The 15,813-nt window shown below is 65.5% G+C and carries 16 protein-coding genes and 2 pseudogenes; 11 read left to right on the top strand and 7 right to left on the bottom strand.

What is annotated here, in order from left to right; all coding sequences use genetic code 11:
• Positions 1–12: 12 nt before the first annotated feature.
• The 3 genes and pseudogenes from EPN59_RS14390 to EPN59_RS14380 form a co-directional block, all read right to left on the bottom strand.
• Positions 13–420 carry a response regulator gene (locus EPN59_RS14390; RefSeq protein WP_293034174.1) on the bottom strand — a complete coding sequence of 136 codons (408 nt, stop codon included), beginning with the start codon at positions 418–420 and terminating at the stop codon, positions 13–15.
• Positions 417–941 (bottom strand): hypothetical protein, encoded by a 525-nt coding sequence (locus EPN59_RS14385; protein WP_293034173.1) that lies wholly within the window; start codon positions 939–941, stop codon positions 417–419. Before EPN59_RS14385 ends, EPN59_RS14390 begins: the two co-directional genes overlap by 4 nt.
• Positions 928–1,419 (bottom strand): annotated as a pseudogene (locus tag EPN59_RS14380) (TetR/AcrR family transcriptional regulator); the annotation flags it as partial. The gene EPN59_RS14385 and the pseudogene EPN59_RS14380, both read right to left, overlap by 14 nt.
• A 6-nt stretch (positions 1,420–1,425) precedes the next feature.
• Here EPN59_RS14380 and EPN59_RS14375 point away from each other — a divergent pair.
• The 6 genes and pseudogenes from EPN59_RS14375 to EPN59_RS14350 all read left to right on the top strand — a co-directional run.
• Positions 1,426–1,521 (top strand): annotated as a pseudogene (locus EPN59_RS14375) (EamA/RhaT family transporter); the annotation flags it as partial.
• A gap of 238 nt (positions 1,522–1,759) precedes the next feature.
• On the top strand, positions 1,760–2,596 hold the full coding sequence (locus tag EPN59_RS14370) for a mechanosensitive ion channel family protein (protein WP_293046258.1): 837 nt from the start codon (positions 1,760–1,762) through the stop codon (positions 2,594–2,596).
• A 251-nt stretch (positions 2,597–2,847) separates the two neighbouring features.
• Positions 2,848–4,056: a voltage-gated potassium channel protein gene (kch, locus tag EPN59_RS14365; protein ID WP_293035534.1), complete on the top strand. Its 1,209-nt coding sequence runs from the start codon at positions 2,848–2,850 to the stop codon at positions 4,054–4,056.
• Positions 4,057–4,450: 394 nt separating this feature from the next.
• Positions 4,451–4,954: a hypothetical protein gene (locus EPN59_RS14360; RefSeq protein ID WP_293035533.1), complete on the top strand. Its 504-nt coding sequence runs from the start codon at positions 4,451–4,453 to the stop codon at positions 4,952–4,954.
• 33 nt (positions 4,955–4,987) lie between these two features.
• Positions 4,988–5,992: a cytochrome d ubiquinol oxidase subunit II gene (gene cydB / locus EPN59_RS14355; protein WP_293035532.1), complete on the top strand. Its 1,005-nt coding sequence runs from the start codon at positions 4,988–4,990 to the stop codon at positions 5,990–5,992.
• Between the two features lie 196 nt (positions 5,993–6,188).
• Positions 6,189–6,968: a hypothetical protein gene (locus tag EPN59_RS14350; protein WP_293035531.1), complete on the top strand. Its 780-nt coding sequence runs from the start codon at positions 6,189–6,191 to the stop codon at positions 6,966–6,968.
• Between the two features lie 28 nt (positions 6,969–6,996).
• On the opposite strand, the gene EPN59_RS14345 is transcribed toward EPN59_RS14350, so the two are convergent.
• The gene (locus tag EPN59_RS14345; RefSeq protein ID WP_293035530.1) at positions 6,997–7,674 is read right to left on the bottom strand and encodes an isoprenylcysteine carboxylmethyltransferase family protein; all 678 of its coding nucleotides are present in this window, start codon (positions 7,672–7,674) and stop codon (positions 6,997–6,999) included.
• A 301-nt stretch (positions 7,675–7,975) separates the two neighbouring features.
• Between EPN59_RS14345 and EPN59_RS14340 the strand changes: the two genes are divergently transcribed.
• Positions 7,976–9,457, top strand: a complete 1,482-nt coding sequence (locus tag EPN59_RS14340) for a carbohydrate porin (RefSeq protein ID WP_293035529.1) — start codon at positions 7,976–7,978, stop codon at positions 9,455–9,457.
• A gap of 43 nt (positions 9,458–9,500) precedes the next feature.
• On the opposite strand, the gene EPN59_RS14335 is transcribed toward EPN59_RS14340, so the two are convergent.
• Positions 9,501–10,370 (bottom strand): LysR family transcriptional regulator, encoded by an 870-nt coding sequence (locus tag EPN59_RS14335; RefSeq protein ID WP_293035528.1) that lies wholly within the window; start codon positions 10,368–10,370, stop codon positions 9,501–9,503.
• A gap of 133 nt (positions 10,371–10,503) precedes the next feature.
• Here EPN59_RS14335 and EPN59_RS14330 point away from each other — a divergent pair, with 133 nt between their 5' ends.
• Together EPN59_RS14330 and EPN59_RS14325 are read left to right on the top strand one after the other, a co-directional pair.
• Positions 10,504–11,430: a DMT family transporter gene (locus EPN59_RS14330; protein ID WP_293035527.1), complete on the top strand. Its 927-nt coding sequence runs from the start codon at positions 10,504–10,506 to the stop codon at positions 11,428–11,430.
• Between the two features lie 45 nt (positions 11,431–11,475).
• A complete protein-coding gene (locus EPN59_RS14325; RefSeq protein ID WP_293046255.1) occupies positions 11,476–11,865 on the top strand; it encodes a hypothetical protein in 390 nt (129 codons plus the stop codon).
• A gap of 91 nt (positions 11,866–11,956) precedes the next feature.
• Here the strand turns inward: EPN59_RS14325 and EPN59_RS14320 are convergent, their stop codons facing one another.
• Together EPN59_RS14320 and EPN59_RS14315 are read right to left on the bottom strand one after the other, a co-directional pair.
• A complete protein-coding gene (locus EPN59_RS14320) occupies positions 11,957–12,553 on the bottom strand; it encodes an alpha-ketoglutarate-dependent dioxygenase AlkB (protein ID WP_293035525.1) in 597 nt (198 codons plus the stop codon).
• A 95-nt stretch (positions 12,554–12,648) separates the two neighbouring features.
• Complete coding sequence (locus tag EPN59_RS14315; protein WP_293035524.1) at positions 12,649–12,966, bottom strand: hypothetical protein; 318 nt, start codon at positions 12,964–12,966, stop codon at positions 12,649–12,651.
• Positions 12,967–13,376: 410 nt separating this feature from the next.
• Between EPN59_RS14315 and EPN59_RS14310 the strand changes: the two genes are divergently transcribed.
• Together EPN59_RS14310 and EPN59_RS14305 are read left to right on the top strand one after the other, a co-directional pair.
• Positions 13,377–14,534, top strand: a complete 1,158-nt coding sequence (locus EPN59_RS14310; RefSeq protein WP_293035523.1) for a metallophosphoesterase — start codon at positions 13,377–13,379, stop codon at positions 14,532–14,534.
• A 140-nt stretch (positions 14,535–14,674) separates the two neighbouring features.
• Positions 14,675–15,778, top strand: coding sequence for an AI-2E family transporter (locus EPN59_RS14305; protein ID WP_293035522.1), 1,104 nt, complete (start codon positions 14,675–14,677; stop codon positions 15,776–15,778).
• The last annotated feature ends 35 nt before the right edge of the window (positions 15,779–15,813 follow it).

Below are 15,813 nucleotides of genomic sequence, written 5' to 3'. Positions count from 1 at the left end.
GCACGCCGATGCTTACATGTGCCGCGAATCGATCGCGTCGCTCAATAGCGTCACGAGTTCATCGGGGCGGGCGGGTTTCGTCATGAAGTGCTGAAAACCTTCGCCGATGCTGCGCAGGCGCCAGCTTTCGTCGGTGTGTCCGGTCAGGGCGACGGCAATGGCGGGCGCGTGATCGCCGCGGATTTCGTGATCGCGCAAGCGCTGGATCAGATAGAAACCGTCCATTGCCGGCAGATCGAGATCGCAGACCACCGCGTCGGGCAGCAATTCCAGCGCCGCTTCGACACCGGTCTCGGCGTCCTCCACCGCTACGACATGCGCCCCCTCCGATTCGAGCAACGAAGTCAGCGATGCCCTGGAGAGCGGGTCGTCTTCGACGAGGACAATGGTCGTCCGGTCGAGTCTGTGTACTGCGTTCATTGTGTTTGCTTGAATGCCGTTCTGTCTGTTTGGCAAGCCGCGCCATGCGCGAACGCCGTCGCGGGCCGCCGTAGATGCGCAATATTAATGCCACCACATGAAGCGCGCTGTGGGCGGCGCATGGATTGGCACATGACGCGCCGCGCACGATAGCCCGCCATTAAGACAAGCCGATGAAACGCGTCAGCGGTGCTTCGCCGCGCTGCCGGTCGAAGCGTGTTTGACGGCCGGTTGCGTGCGGTCGTTCCCGGATACGCGCCTGCTGCTTCGAAATGCTGCACCCTGAAACGCCACAATTGACGGATCGGCGCGGTGAACCTGCGTGTGCGTTCCGGCACCGATTGCGGCACGCCAACGTGTTGCACCATAAGCAATATCGAATTGCAGCGCCGTAACCGCGCTGCGACATCGGCGCACGCGGCGCACGCGGCGCTCAAATAACCGCTGGAATCGCGCGGCTTCGAGGTGCAGATGCGATGGCAGGACATACCGGCACGATTTGCAAAATCATCCACGCTCATGCGTGCCGTGCGCCGGTCCGACGCCCTGCGTGATGAGCGCCACCGCGTGCCGTCCAATGTCGCGCGCACTCAGTTCGCGGCGCGCCGGATCGTTGCACCAGACGCGCGACGTCGCAAGCGGCAGCAGCGTCAGGCCGAGCAGCGACTGGAACAGCAGAGACGGTTCCAGCGCCGCATTGAGGCGCCCCTCGCGCTGCCAGCGCGCAATCGCGGCCTGAGCCGCCAGCTGATGCGACTGGCCGAAACGCGCATGCATGCGCTGACGCAGCAGTCCACCTTCGCTGATCACCTCGCGCACCCACAGCGGCGCAAACCACGGATAGCGTTCGCCGATCTCCGCAAAGCGCTCGGTGAGCAACGTGAGCGCGGCGACGGGATCGTCGGGATGCGCCTCGAAGATGCCGCCCATTCCGGCGCGCAGCGGCAGGAAACACTCCTCGATCAGCACGTCGATCAGCTGATCGCGCGTCTTGAAGTAGCCTTCGTGCTGCACGAGGCCGTGCCGCCCGCGATGATCGGCGTGACCGCTGTCGTAATCGCCTGCGTGGCCGGTGCGCGCCGCTTCGGGCGCGCCGCGCCCGTCGCCGTGTCGCGTGCCCGAGCACCGGGACGTCAGATCTCGTCTGACACCGATCCAGCATATCGACGTGTGTTGAACGCGGCGGCGGCTCCGTCGCCCGAGGCGCGAACTGCGCGCACATCGCCTGAGCCGGGCCTCCGGCCCTTAGAATGGTCCCTTACGTCTCGTGCCGGCCACCCGCCGGCACGCTCCCGCCCCAGTACGCCTCCACGCGAGCGCCGACGAAAAGGACACCTCAATGCAATCCCTCCTGGCACACATTCATCCATCCAACTGGAGCTTCCTGTGGAATGCGCTCAGCGACTTCGCACTGCGCCTCGCCGCAGCCGCAGCCATCCTGTGGATCGGCTGGTGGATCGCGCGCCGCGCGGGGCGCTGGCTCGCCGGGCAGACCAGCATCGAACCGACGCTGCGCCCGATCGCCCGCGACTCCGCCGTGTGGACCGTGCGGATCATCGCGCTGATCGGCGCGCTCTCGCAGATCGGCATCCAGACCGCCAGCATCGTCGCGGTGCTCGGCGCAGCCGGTCTCGCGATCGGCCTCGCGCTGCAAGGCACGCTGCAGAACATCGCGGCCGGCATCATGTTGCTGCTGCTGCGGCCGTTCAAGGTGGGCGACTTCATCGACGGCGGCGGCAACGTCACGGGCACGGTCGAGGAGATCAACCTCTTCACGACGCGGCTTACGAAACCCGACGGCATCTGCGAGTTCGTGCCGAACAGCGCGCTCTGGAGCAACTCGCTCCGCAATTTCAGCCGCAATCCCACGCGCCGCCTCGACCTCGAAGTGGAAGTCTCGGTGCGCGACGACGTGAACCGCGCCATCGACGCACTGCTCGCGCTCGTCGAATCCGATGAGCGCGTGCTGCGCTCGCCCGCGCCGCAAGTGATGGTGAGCCGCTTCGACGACAGCACCGCCGTGCTCAACGTCCGCGTCTGGTCGAACACGAGCACGTTCTGGGACCTGCGCTGGGCGCTCTCGCGCCAGGTGCGGCAGACGCTGAACGACGCGCAGTGCGCGCTGCCGCTGCGCACGCGCGAGCTGCATATCGTGCAGACGCAACAAACGAACTGACTCGCCACTGATAACCAGGCGCTGTGCGGCGACCTCACGCGACCTTGCGCAAGCACCCGTTGCATGGCCGCGCCAGCGGTATCGGGCCGGGCTGCTAATATCGCGTGAGCCTGGTGCGAGTGCATGCGCGCCGAATCGACAAACTCGCAACATACCCACGATAAGCCCGCACCCGTCCCGTTCATGAAGCCGCCCACTTCGCCGCGCCGTCCGGACACGCTGCCGTCAGCGGCACAGACAATACCGCAGCGATGAACGCCGTCGTCCGCCGCCTGCGCCACTTCGCCATACAGATCGTGCCGCACGGCTATCTGGCGGTGCTGATCGTGATCGACGGGCTGATGCTGCTGCGCCCGATCGCCGAAAAGGCGCTGCGGCACACACGCGGCGGCTGGATCCACGACTGGATCGCGCTCATCGACAAAGTCGGCCTGCTCGCGCTACCACAGGCCGTAATCGCCACGGGCCTCGCGACGATGGCAATCGGCATCGCACTGCGCGCACGCGTGGCGTGGGTGCTTTCGCTCCTGCTGCTGGCCGCCGCGGCCTTCATCAGCGTGTGGGGCGGATATCGCAGCATCCCGCTTTTCGCCTTCACCCTCGCGCTCGCCGCCGCGCTGCTCTACTACTGGCGCCATTTCAACCGCACAAGCCTTGCCGCTGGCACATTGTTCGCGATCCTCAGCATCGGCTCGCTGATGATTTACGCGGTGTTCGGCTCGCTCTACCTCGGCGACGGTTTCTCGCCGCCGATCCGCAACCTGCTCACGGCGTTCTACTTCTCGATCGTGTCGATGGCCACGGTCGGCTACGGCGATATCACGCCGCACTCGGACACGGCACGGCTCTTCACGGTATCGGTCATCGTGCTCGGCATCACCGTGTTCGCGACGTCGATCAGCGCCGTGATCGGCCCCGTGATCGGCGGCAAGCTCAAGCACATTGTGAAGGGAGGGATTTCAAACGTGTCCCGCAAGAACCACTACCTGATCGTCGGCGCCTCGCCGCTCGCGCACAACGTCTACGCGGGGCTGCGCAAGCGCGGCTACGCCGTCACGGTGATCGTCGCGCCGAACGCGCCGCATGCGTACCCGGAAAACGCCGATCTCGTCATCGGCGATTCGAGCGACACCGCGACGCTGCACACCGCGGGTGCGGAAACCGCGCTTGCGGTACTCGCGCTGCGCGCCGACGACGCCGAGAACGCCTTCGTGATCCTCGCCATCAAGGACCTCGCGCCGAAGATGCGGACCGTGGTGCTCGTGAACGACAGCCGCAATCTGCAGCGGCTGCGGCTGCTGCAGCCCGACATGGTGTTCTCGCCGCAACTGCTCGCGGGCGAGCTGCTCGCGCGTACGCTCAACAACGAAACCATCGACAACGATCTCATCGAGCATCTGCTGTTCGGCAAGGCTCATGCGAGCGCAGCTTCGCCGATGCCGCCTTCGGCTCCCATCTGAGAAAGCGCGCGGGAGAGTCGATCGGCGTCGATGCACACCTCGTCGCCTCTCAATTCGCATACAACGTATTCCGTCAGCGCTTAATTCATCGGCGCGCGCACGGCATCCAGGCAGATTGACGCACCGCCGCGGCGCGGTCTATTGGCGCAGCACCGGCTTCGCTGCGCGCGTCTGCCGCACGTTGAATTCTCACCAAAAATTCAATATTATCAATGGGTTAAAGCATCACAACGCGATCTAACGATCGCGTGTGCGACAAGCTGGCGCAGGTTGGCGTCGCACCAAACGTCCGCCATTCCCCTACCCTTGAGGGCATCCCCATAACGCGTCGCTCAAGCTCCCGGCTCACATTGCCGTGCGAGAGGCTCCGTGCACGCAAGCTTCAGGCACATAAATGCACAGTTCACTCCGGGCTTTCGGCCCGACCCGGCTGCAATTGGCCTTTGCCGCTCCCTGGCGCAGATTTGTTTCTGTGCACGCGTGGAAGCCGGCGGGCGTCGTTACTTTGCTGGCCGGCTGGATCATGACCCGGGCCGTACGCCAGCTATGGGTGGTCCATGACGTATCGCGTAGACCGCAGGCCGTAATGCGTAGACCGCAGGCCGTATCACATGCAGTAACACATGCAGTAACACAAGCCCTGACACAAGCCGTAGCGCAGTCTGTAACGCAAGCCGTTTTGCAGGACGTAAAGGACGCCGTGAAGCAGGCCATAACGCCGCGCGCGGCGCAGCAGGCGGGCGTACCGGCGACGGCGCTGGCCGCCGTCTGTTTTCTCGCGTCCGCGGGCCTGTCCGCCGTCCTCAAGTTGATGAGCACGGCGCCGCCCGCATACCGGATCGCACATCGAACCGCACATCGACAGCTTTGCGCCGCCGATCAGCGGATCAACGTCTGACTCTCCCCTCCATCCGTAAAGAGGCAAGCCAACATGCATGTCACCGTCATCTGGGCTGCGATCATCGCACTCGGCGTGTTCATGTATCTCGTGCTGGACGGCTACGATCTGGGGATCGGCATCGTGCTCCCGTTTTTCCCCGACGACCACGAACGCGATCTCATCATGACCAACGTTGCCCCCGTCTGGGACGGCAACGAAGCCTGGCTCCTGCTGGGCGGCGCGGCGCTGTTCGCCGCGTTCCCTGTCGTGTACTCGACCGTCCTTTCCACGCTTTATCTGCCACTCGCGTTCGTGCTCGGGTGCCTTGTGCTGCGCGGCGTCGCGTTCGGGCGCCGCACGAAGAACGATTCCATGAGAAAGCAGTGGGACCTCGCGTTCATCGCCGGTTCGGCGGGCGCGGCGTTCTTCCAGGGCGTCGCGCTCGGCGCGTTCCTGCAAGGCATGCCCATCCAGTCGCACCTGAACGCCGACCATGCCATGCGCTGGCTCACGCCGTTCAGCGTGCTTTCGGGGCTCGGGCTCGTCGCCACTTATGCGCTGCTTGGCGCGTGCTGGCTCGTCGCCAGAACGTGGGGCGATCTGCAGCGCCGCCTGCACCGGCTCGTCTGGCCGCTCACCATGGGGCTGCTCGGCTTCATCGTGCTCGTGAGCGTGTGGCGGCCGCTGCAGGACGTGACGATGGCGGCGCGCTGGTTCGACGCGCGGCTCTTCGCGAGGCTCGTGCCGGTCCCGCCGCTCGTGCTCGCGTGCGCGTACTGGATGCACCGCGCCATGCGCGCGCGCCGTCGCACCACGCCGTTTCTCGCGGCGCTCAGCCTCGTGTCGCTCGCCTATCTGGGACTCTTCGCCAGCCTGTGGCCGTATGCGATTCCGCAAAGCGTCACGCTCTGGCAAGCTGCCGCCCCGCGTTCGAGCCATCTCTCCACGCTGGCCTGCGCGGCCATCGTTCTCCCGCTCATCCTCGCTTACACGGCGATGAGCCATCGGCTCTTCCGCGGCCGGATACGCACTGTCGGCTCGCATCCGTATCGCTAGCCGGCGCGCGCCGCACGGCTGGCCGGTTGGATGACCGGCTGGCTGGCGCGGCGCAGCGGTGCAGTGCGGTGCGGACATGCGCCCGGCGCACTCGCGAGCACGGGCCTGTTCATCAAGAAACGAGCGGCAGGCCTCACCCGGCGCTGCCGCACGCACGCTAGACTGTTGGCCGTCCATCACTCGTGCGCCAACAACCATGCAACAGATGACCTTCAACGAATCCGTGAAGCGCGCGTGGGCCAGCGCCTGGGATGCTGCCACGCAGATGCCGCACCTCACGCTCGGCGCCTTCATCGCCTATGCGGCGCTCAGCTGCGTGGCGTTCGCCGGGCGGCCCGTGCCCGGCGCGGGCGAAACGCCCTCGGGCGCGCTCGTGTTCGCGGCGAATCTCGCGACCCTGCTGACCTGGATCGTCGATCTCGGATTCATCATCAAGATCCATCGCTTCGTGCTGCTGCGCGAAGGCACGACGCCGCTGCTTCCGCTCGGCGGCAAGCCGCTCGCCCGCACGTTCGTCCTCGGGATCGTCATCACGCTCGGGCTGATCGCGAGCGCGCTCCTCCTCTACGCCATCCTGCGGCCACGGTACGAGAGCGGCAGCGCATTATTCGGCGCCATCGTCAGCGTCGTCTGGATCTTCATCGCAGTTCGGGTCAGCCTGCTCTTTCCCGCAATCTCCACCGGCAGCCGCATCGATCTGCGCGGCGCATGGCACGACAGCCGCGGCCACTTCTGGAACCTCTTCGGCGTGCCGTTCGTCGCCCTGCTGCCGCTCATCGGCTGTGCGCTCGTCGCGCTGATCATCATCGGCGCAGCCGGCATCACGCCCGCGGCCATCGCCTCGCCCACGTGGCTCGTGCTGCTCGCCACCGGTCAGGCCGCGGCGAACATCGCGTTCACGCTCATCTCGTCGGCCTCGCTCGCGTGGCTGTACCGGCGCTACGCCAGCCGGCTGCCCGTGCCGCCCGAAGCTTGACGCACGCGGCTAACGCGATGCAGCCGCACTACCAGATCCACGGCACGAAGCGATACCGCACGCGCTGCACATACTCGCGATAGCCGGGCAATCCATCGACGAGCGTGCGCTCCTCCTTCACCGCGCGCCAGCCGATGCCGGCCACCATGAGCGGCACGCACGCGAGCCCCCACCACGAACCCAGCATCAGCGGCGTGCCGGCCAGCAGGAGGATCGCGTACGCATACATCGGATGCCGAACGTACGCATACGGTCCGGTATCGCTCAACGTGTGGCCGCGCTCGCGCTGGATCGCGACGACCGGCGATGCGTAGCGGTTCGCCGCGAACACGCCGCGTGTGAAGTAGATATCGAGAAACACCCCGGCCGCGCCGGCCACACGCAGCCAGAGCGGCACGTGCGACCAGCCGAAGCGCACGGCGTCGATGCCCATGAGGCACAGCCACGCGCACCAGGCGACGGTCACCGCCACCATGAACACGCGGTCCCACCGGCTCTGCCCGCGCGGCGCAAAGGGCGCGAGGCGTTCGGCGAGCAGCCCCCGGTCGACACGCCAGAGCCACACGCCGATCCAGGTGCCGCACGCGGCCCATTCGAGCAGCCAGAGCCACGCAGCGACCCAGGCGAGCGTGCCCGCCGAGCCGAACAGCAACGCACCCATCCACGCGAACCAGACCACCGTCAGCCAGATCATCCGTCCAATCATCGCGTCCTCCCTGATGGCCTGTCGCGCGCGCATCGGCGGAATTGGCTGCCATTTCCGCCCGCACGGCCGCCATCTGAGTCACTGTACGCCCGTTCTGACAGGGGAATCACTGCGCGCCATTCCCCTACGATATAAACCAGTATTTGCGAATCATTCTCATTTGCATTGACTATTACTGAGATGGGACGTAGGATTCGTCTGATTCGCAGCCCGAACGCCGCGCAACAACCGAGAGCCAGGCGCGCTCTCGCGCGGCGATCCAGCCATCAACCATCTCGACAAAATCAAAACAAGGACCTCGATGAAGTTTGCCCAATCGGTTCATCACGCCGCGTTGCGCGGGCACGAAACCCCGCGCCGTCTGCCCGCCTTGCGCAGTCTTGCGATATCGGTCGCGGTCGCGTGTGCCGCGCTGGCGAGCGGCGTTGTAGAGGCGCAGTCGAATCCCGGCGCGCCCGAAACCGACCTCGCCATCAAGGCGCAGCCCGCCGACTTCTGGACCGACTTCTGGACCCGCGAAACCATGCTCGGCGACATGGGCGGCCTGCGGCCGTGGCTCGGCAAGTACGGGGTTTCGTTCCAGCTGACCGAGACGAGCGAATATCTGGCGAACCTGCGCGGCGGCCTCCAGCGCGGCGGCGCCTATGACGGCGTCACCACGGCGACAGTCCAGGTCGACACGAGCAAGGCGCTCGGCATTCCGGGCGGACTCTTCAATATCAGCGCGCTGCAGATTCACGGTTCCAACCTGAGCACGTCGCATCTCGGCACGCTGAACACCGCGAGCGGCATCGAAACACAGGCAACCACGCGCCTGTGGGAGATGTGGTACCAGCAGTCGTTCCTCGACGACCGGGTCGACGTGAGGGTCGGCCAGCAGAGCATCGACCAGGAATTCCTTACGAGCCAGTACTCCGCGCTCTTCGTCAACACGATGTTCGGCTGGCCCGCACTGCCCTCGTACAACATGCCGTCCGGCGGCCCGGCCTATCCGCTCGCCAGTCTTGGCGTGCGCGCACGCGCCAAGATCACGCCTTCGCTGACCGGCCTCATCGGCGTGTTCGACGGCGATCCGCTCGGCAACGATCCGGCCAACCTGAGCGGCACGAACTTCAACCTTCACAACGGCACCATGGTGATCGGCGAGCTGCAGTACACGATCAACCAGCCTGCCGAGGGCGACCTCGCGAAGACGGCAGGCCGCGGCCTGCCGGGGACCTACAAGGTCGGGTTCTGGTACAACAACAGCACGTTTGCCGATCAGCGCTTCGACAACACCGGTCTCTCGCTCGCCAATCCCGCAACGACCGGCATCCCTGCGCGGCACCATGGCAACTACAGCATCTACGCCGTCGCCGACCAGACAGTGTGGCGCCAGGGCGACGACGGCCCGCGCAGCATCGGCGTGTTCGCGCGCGTCATGGGCGGGCCCGGCGACCGCAACCTCGTCGATTTCGCTGCGAACGCGGGCGTCGTGCTGAAGGCGCCGTTTGCCGGACGCGACAACGACAGCGTCGGTCTCGCCGCCACCTATATCAAGGTCGGCGACCACGTCCACGATCTCGATCTCGACAACCGCTTCTTCCTGAACAGCCCGTACGGCGTCCGCACCCAGGAAACGGCGCTCGAAGCGACCTATCAGTACCAGGTCACGCCGTGGTGGCAGTTGCAGGCCGACGCGCAGTACACGTTCAACGCGGGCGCGGGCCAGAACCCGCAAGACCCGCGGGCGCCGCTGCGCAATACGTTCGTGATCGGCATGCGCACCAACATCACGTTCTGATCGCCCCCGCCGATGCAGCTTGTCGGCCAACCGTCCGGCTGATCTACCCGCGCTGACGCGGCACCGAGAGATCCTGCAACATCTGCTGCGCGAAGTAATCGCAGGTGGGCCGGTTGGACTTCACGCTGCGCGCGACGACGATGTCGAGCGGTTCGATCTTCGGCAGCCCTTGCGCCTCGCCGAATATCGCGACGCCCGGCGGCACGCTGCAACGCGTGAGCGCCACCACGGCGATGCCCGCCTCCACCGTTGCCAGCAGGCCCGTGAGGCTCGCGCTGGTATAGGCCGCGCGATAGCGGATGCGCGCCGCGTCGAGCGCGGCCACGGTATGCGCGCGCGCCACGCTGCCGTGCTCGTAGAGCCCCACCGGCAGCGGCGACATCGCAACGGTCGCGGGATCGTTCGCGGAACCCACCCACACCATGTCCTCGCTGCGCACGAATTCGCCGCGCAGCTTGCGGTCGCGCGTCACGAACGCGAGATCGATCTTGTTGTCCGCCAGCATCGGCCCGAGCGCGACGCTCTGCGCACAGACGATTTCGATCTCCACATGCGGATAAAGCATCGAAAAGCGCCGCAATACCGGTGATAGCAGCGCCGCCATGTAATCGTCGGGCGCGCCGAGCACCACGCGCCCGGTCACCTCCGGACGCACCAGCGCCGACCACGCCTCCTCCTGCAGATCGAGCGCGCGCCGCGCAAATTCGAGCAGCGTATTGCCCGGCCGCGTGAGCGCGAGATTGCGCGTATCGCGCGTGAAAAGCGTCGTGCCGAGCATCTGTTCGAGCCGCTTGATCTGCATGCTTACCGCCGCCTGCGAGCGGTGCACCGTGACTGCGGCCCGCGTGAAGCTGCCCGCGTCGGCCACCGCAACGAAAGTGCGCAGCAGATCGAGATCGAATTCAGGGTTCATGCGGGTTCCTGCGGGGTTCGCGATTTATCAGCGGCGTTGATGGAATTTTTCAATTTAATTCGTTTGCTGACGGTCCGCAACTGACGAATACTGGCGCGGTCCCCACTGCTTTCTTTCGCCACGGATCCCACGCATGCACGCCGATCACCACGCCAGCCAGAAACAAGGCGTCCTCATGCTCGCCAGCGGCGGGCTGCTGATGGGCACCATCGGCATCTTCGTCGAGGAAGCGCGGCTCGGCGCGATGACGCTCGTGTTTTTCCGCTGCCTCTTCGGCATGCTCGCGCTTGCCGCGTATTGCCAGTACAAGGGCTGGCTTTCGCCGCGCCAGTTCACGCGCCGCACGTTCGCGCTCGCGCTCGTTTCAGGCGTGCTGATGGTCACGCAGTGGGTGGGATTCTTCGATTCGATCCATCGCACGAGCATCGCCGTCGCAACGGTCGTGTTCCATGTGCAGCCGTTCTGGGTCGTGCTGATCGGCGCGGCGCTCTTCAAAGAAAAGCTGGGCGCGGATCGCCTCGGGTGGATCGGCATCGCCTTTGTCGGGCTCGTGCTCGCTTCCGGCGTGCTCGCGCAAGACAACCTGCAAGGCCATCCGCGCTATCTGATCGGCGTCGCCGAGGCGCTGGGCGGATCGGTGCTCTATGCGAGCGTCACGCTGATCGCCAAGCACCTGGGCGATTGCCGCCCGCATCTGCTCGCGCTCGTGCAATGCGCGGTCGGCACGCTGTGCCTGCCGCTCATCGCACCGTTGTTCGCCCCGCTCGAACTCGCGCACATTTCCGCCGCGCAGTGGGGCTGGCTCGTCGGCATGGGCGTGCTGCATACGGGCCTTTCGTACGTGCTGATTTACGGCGCCCTGCCCAGGCTCACGACGCCCGTGATCGCGGTCCTGCTGTTCGTCTATCCGCTCACGGCGATTGCCGTCGATGCGCTCGTCTATGGCCGCGCGCTCAGCGTGGCGCAGCTTGCAGGCATGGTGCTGATCGTGGCCGCGAGCCTCGGCGTCAACCTCGGCTGGCGTCTGTTTCCGCCGATGCTCGCAAGAATGCGGCGCTAGACGCCTGCGCCCAGCGCCGCGTTGCGTCGCGTCACGGCGTTTAAGTTGGGCAGCACTTTGCCCTTCGTTTCCGTTGCAACCGTGTCGGTAGGCGCGTATCCGGCAGCCGTGTGTTGTGGTTCGGTCAGGTTCGGCGATGCACTGCGCATGGTTACGAAGCGCACCGAATTCATGGAAACCGCGTGGCCTTCAGGATACGGCGTGGCTGCGGTCTCCGGTTTCAGCGAGACGCCGATCGAAACACTCGCGGATGAACAGGTCAAGGAAGGAGGCGAGCGCAAGGCACAACATCTCGCCATCGCCGTCATTTCGCATTACGAATTATTGGAAGACGCAGCCGATCAACTCATGCCCTGGTCGCGCGATATCCCCTTTCACACGCCGCACGGCGTCTATATCGACAATTACGCGTTTATGCGCATAAAATTTTTTTAATTTTTTTAGCGCTAGAGCGACGTGCTCGTACCGAATCGGTGAATTTCGTCAATCATCGGTTAATTCACGCCAATTTCAGCCAAATAGAGCGCTATTTCCGCAAACCCGGCGTGATGACACGAAATGTCAGATTGACCCGCTCACCGCTCACGGCGGGTTCCTTCGGCACGCGATGACGCCACTGCGCCTGGGTTTGACCGCGCATTACGAGCAGGCTGCCGCCCGTGAGCCGAAACGAACGCACGACGCCGGTCGCGTTGTGGCGCAGGTCGAAGCGCCGCGTCGCACCGAGGCTCACCGACGCAATCACCGGCTCCGCGCCCAGCTCAGGTTCGCGATCGGCATGCCAGCCCATGCTGTCGATCCCCGTCCGGTAGCGGTTCAGCAGGACGCTGTTGAAACGCACGTCACAGAGCGCGTCGACGGCATCGCGCAGTTCGGCCACCGCGGGCGTCCACGGCTGCGGCACATTGCGAATACCCGAGTAGACATAGACGGCATCCGGCTCGCCAAGCCACGCGGTAAGCCGTGGCTGATCGACCCAGCCGCCGGGCGTGCGGATACGCTCCTGCCGCCAGCGGGTTTCGGCAACGATGCGCGCGAGCATGATCGTCGCCTCTTCAGGCGAAAGCCATACGGGATACCAGGCGACGTCGGGTTGCGGTGCGTCGTCGAAGAGATCGAACATGGGAAGTTGTGACGCGAGCGCTGTCAGGGAAGTGGGTGCAGTGTCGCACGTCGCCGCACGGCTCGCTCACTCGCCAGGCTCTCCGCGCGCGGCGCTCAGAAAAAGAGCGCGATATAGAACACCACTGCGCCGATCAGCGCGCCGACAAAGCAGAAACCCTCGGGCGTGGCATCGGTCGTGCGTGAGCGCAGCCAGCCGCCCACGAAGCCGAAAAGACCCGCGATGCCCAGCGCGACGAACACCATCACGACGTAAAACAGCGCGCTGCGGCCAAGCTCCAGGATATCGGCGCGTCTCACGCCGAAATACAGCACCAGCGCCATGACCGAAAGCACGACGAGCGGCAGCATGACGTGGCTGCTTTCATAACCCACACGATGATGTTCGTGCACAACAGGCTTCGTGACTTTCATGACCTGTCTCCCCCGAGAGCGCCCGACACTGCGCGGACGCCAATTCGAGGATAGTTCATGGACAGGTGCCGTTCAATGGGCGTTTAACAGGACGTTTAATAGTCCGATGTACCGTAACGCCACCCGATGCTGCATTGCACGCACCGCGCTGCGCTGCCGATCGATTCACCGCCGATGTGTGATGCAGGCGGCAAGCGCGCTGGACAGTTAGTTGCGATTCAAAGCGCGGTCCTCGCCGCTCCGCCAGCCCGCCGTTTGTCTCGCGCCGGGCTCCGGCAGGCGTCGGCGCTTATCGGTAAAATGCTTCGCAGCCCGCACGCCGGGCGTTTCGCGGCGCCTGCCCTCGCGACTGTCCTTGCGTCCGCTTTTGTGTCCGCCTTTGCGTCCGCCTTTGTGTCCTTTGGCCTGCCATGCCACGACTCCGATTCCTCATCCGCTTCATCCTCATTGGCGTATTGCTGCACGTCTACGTCGGCCTGCGGCTGATCCCCGATCTGCCTGTGCCCGCAGCGGGCAAATGGCTCACGGCGCTGTGGCTCGTGCTGTCGTGTCTCTTGATCCCGCCTGGCATGCTCTCGCGCGCGATCAAGCACCAGTGGCTCGGCGACCGCCTCGCGTGGGCCGGCATGCTTGCCATGGGCTTCTTCTCTTCGCTCCTCATGCTCACCATCGCGCGCGACGTCGTGCTGGCCTCGCTGATGACATTCGACGCGCTGTGGCCGCACCTCGCGGATCTCGCGCACTGGCGCACCGGCAGTTCGGCTGCGGTAATCGGGCTCGCACTGCTGTCGAGCGCGTTCGGATTCTTCAACGCGCGGCGGCGTGCGCCGGTACGCGCCGTCGACGTGCCGATCCGCGGCTTGCCCGCCGCACTCGACGGCCTCACGATCGTCCAGCTGAGCGACATTCACGTCGGATCGACGATCAAGCACGATTACGTCGAAGCGATCGTGCGTGCCGTGAACCAGCTCGAACCGGATATCGTCGCGATCACGGGCGACGTGGTGGACGGCAGCGTCGCGCGGCTCGCAAGCGACACGGCGCCGCTCGGCAGGCTGGCCGCGCATCATGGCGTCTACGTGGTTACGGGCAATCACGAGTACTACTCCGGCGCCGATGCGTGGATTGCCGAATTCCGCCGCATCGGCCTCACGGTGCTGATGAACCAGCACGTCGTGATCGAGCATCGCGGCGCGCGCCTCGTGCTCGCGGGCGTGACGGACTACACCGCAGACCATTTCGATCCCGCGCAGCGCAGCGACCCGGCAGGCGCACTGGCGGGCGCACCAGCCGATGTCGATACGCGCGTGCTGCTCGCGCACCAGCCGCGCTCGGCCCACGCCGCCGCCGATGCAGGCTTTACGCTGCAACTCTCCGGTCACACCCACGGCGGCCAGATCTTTCCGTGGAATTTCCTCGTGCGGCTCCAGCAGCCGTTCACGGCGGGCCTCTCGAAGCTCGGCAGCCTGTGGGTCTATACGAGCCGCGGCACGGGCTATTGGGGGCCGCCGAAGCGGCTTGGCGCGCCTTCGGAGATCACCCAGGTACGCCTTGTCGGCGCGCACTGAATAACTTCACGGGCGAACTTCACGGGCGCGCGCGGCGCGCACGGGGTGCACATGCCCGGCGGCCCGGGGAGGACTCGCCGGTATCATGAGCGGCAGCACCCCCTTTCCCCTTCGTCCCGCCCCAGAGGAATCCACCACCCATGGACGGCAACCGGTATCTGCACCAGACGTCGTTCTACTTGCTGTTGCTCGCGGTTTCCATCGCGCTCTGCTTCGTCCTCGCGCCGTTCTTCAGCGCCGTCCTGTGGGGCGCCATCCTCGCCCTGATCTTCCAGCCCGTGCAGCGCTGGCTCGTCGCGAGGCTGCGCCACCGCAACCTCGCCGCGCTCATCAGCCTCGCGATCTGCGTCCTGATCGTGATCCTGCCGCTCATGCTCGTCGCGGCCACGCTGGTCCAGCAGATCACTTACGCCTATGGCCAGATAAGGTCGGGCAGCCTCGATATCGGCGTGTTCTTCAACCATGTCGTCCAGGCGCTGCCGCAGTCGGCGCAGAATCTGCTCGCGCAGTACGACATGATGGAACTGCGCGGCCTGCGGCAACATCTTTCGGCAGGCGCCGCAAAAATCAGCCAGTTCGTCGCCACGCGTGCGCTGAGCGTCGGCCAGATCACCGTGCAGGTCGTCGTGAGCTTTGGCGTGATGCTCTATCTATTCTTTTTTCTCGTACGCGACGGGCGCGATATTTCGAAGCTGGTGCGCGACGCCATCCCGCTCGACGAAGGGCACAAGCGGCATCTGATCTGCAAGCTCACCACGGTGATCCGCGCCACGGTGAAAGGCAACTTCGCCGTGGCGTTCGTTCAGGGCGCGCTGGGCGGCATTGCGTTGTGGGTGGTGGGAATTCAAGGCGCCCTGCTCTGGGGCTTCGTGATGATGCTGCTCTCGCTGCTGCCCGCCGTGGGCGCCGCGCTCGTCTGGGGACCTGCCGCGATCTACCTCATTTCCAGCGGCGCGCTCGCGAAAGGGATCGGACTCGCGATCTTCGGCATGCTCGTGATCGGCACCATCGACAACGTGCTGCGCCCCGTTCTCGTGGGCAAGGACACGCGCCTGCCCGACTGGGTGGTGCTGATCTCGACGCTCGGCGGCATGTCGCTCATCGGCATCAACGGCTTCGTGATCGGGCCGCTCATTGCCGCGCTTTTCATTAGCTGCTGGGACCTGCTGCGGCGCGACCAGCGAAGTCACCACAGCCACGACAACCACGACAGCCCCGTCACTGCCGACGACCCGCCCCGCTGAATCGTCGGCTCACCGCAGCGGCCAACGGCGGCGGG

Origin of the sequence: Paraburkholderia sp. (assembly GCF_004298475.1) — a bacterium.
In the GTDB taxonomy this organism is placed as follows: Bacteria; Pseudomonadota; Gammaproteobacteria; order Burkholderiales; family Burkholderiaceae; genus Paraburkholderia; species Paraburkholderia denitrificans.
Note: the sequence above shows the minus strand (reverse complement) of the source record. Positions and strands in the feature narration are given on the sequence as shown.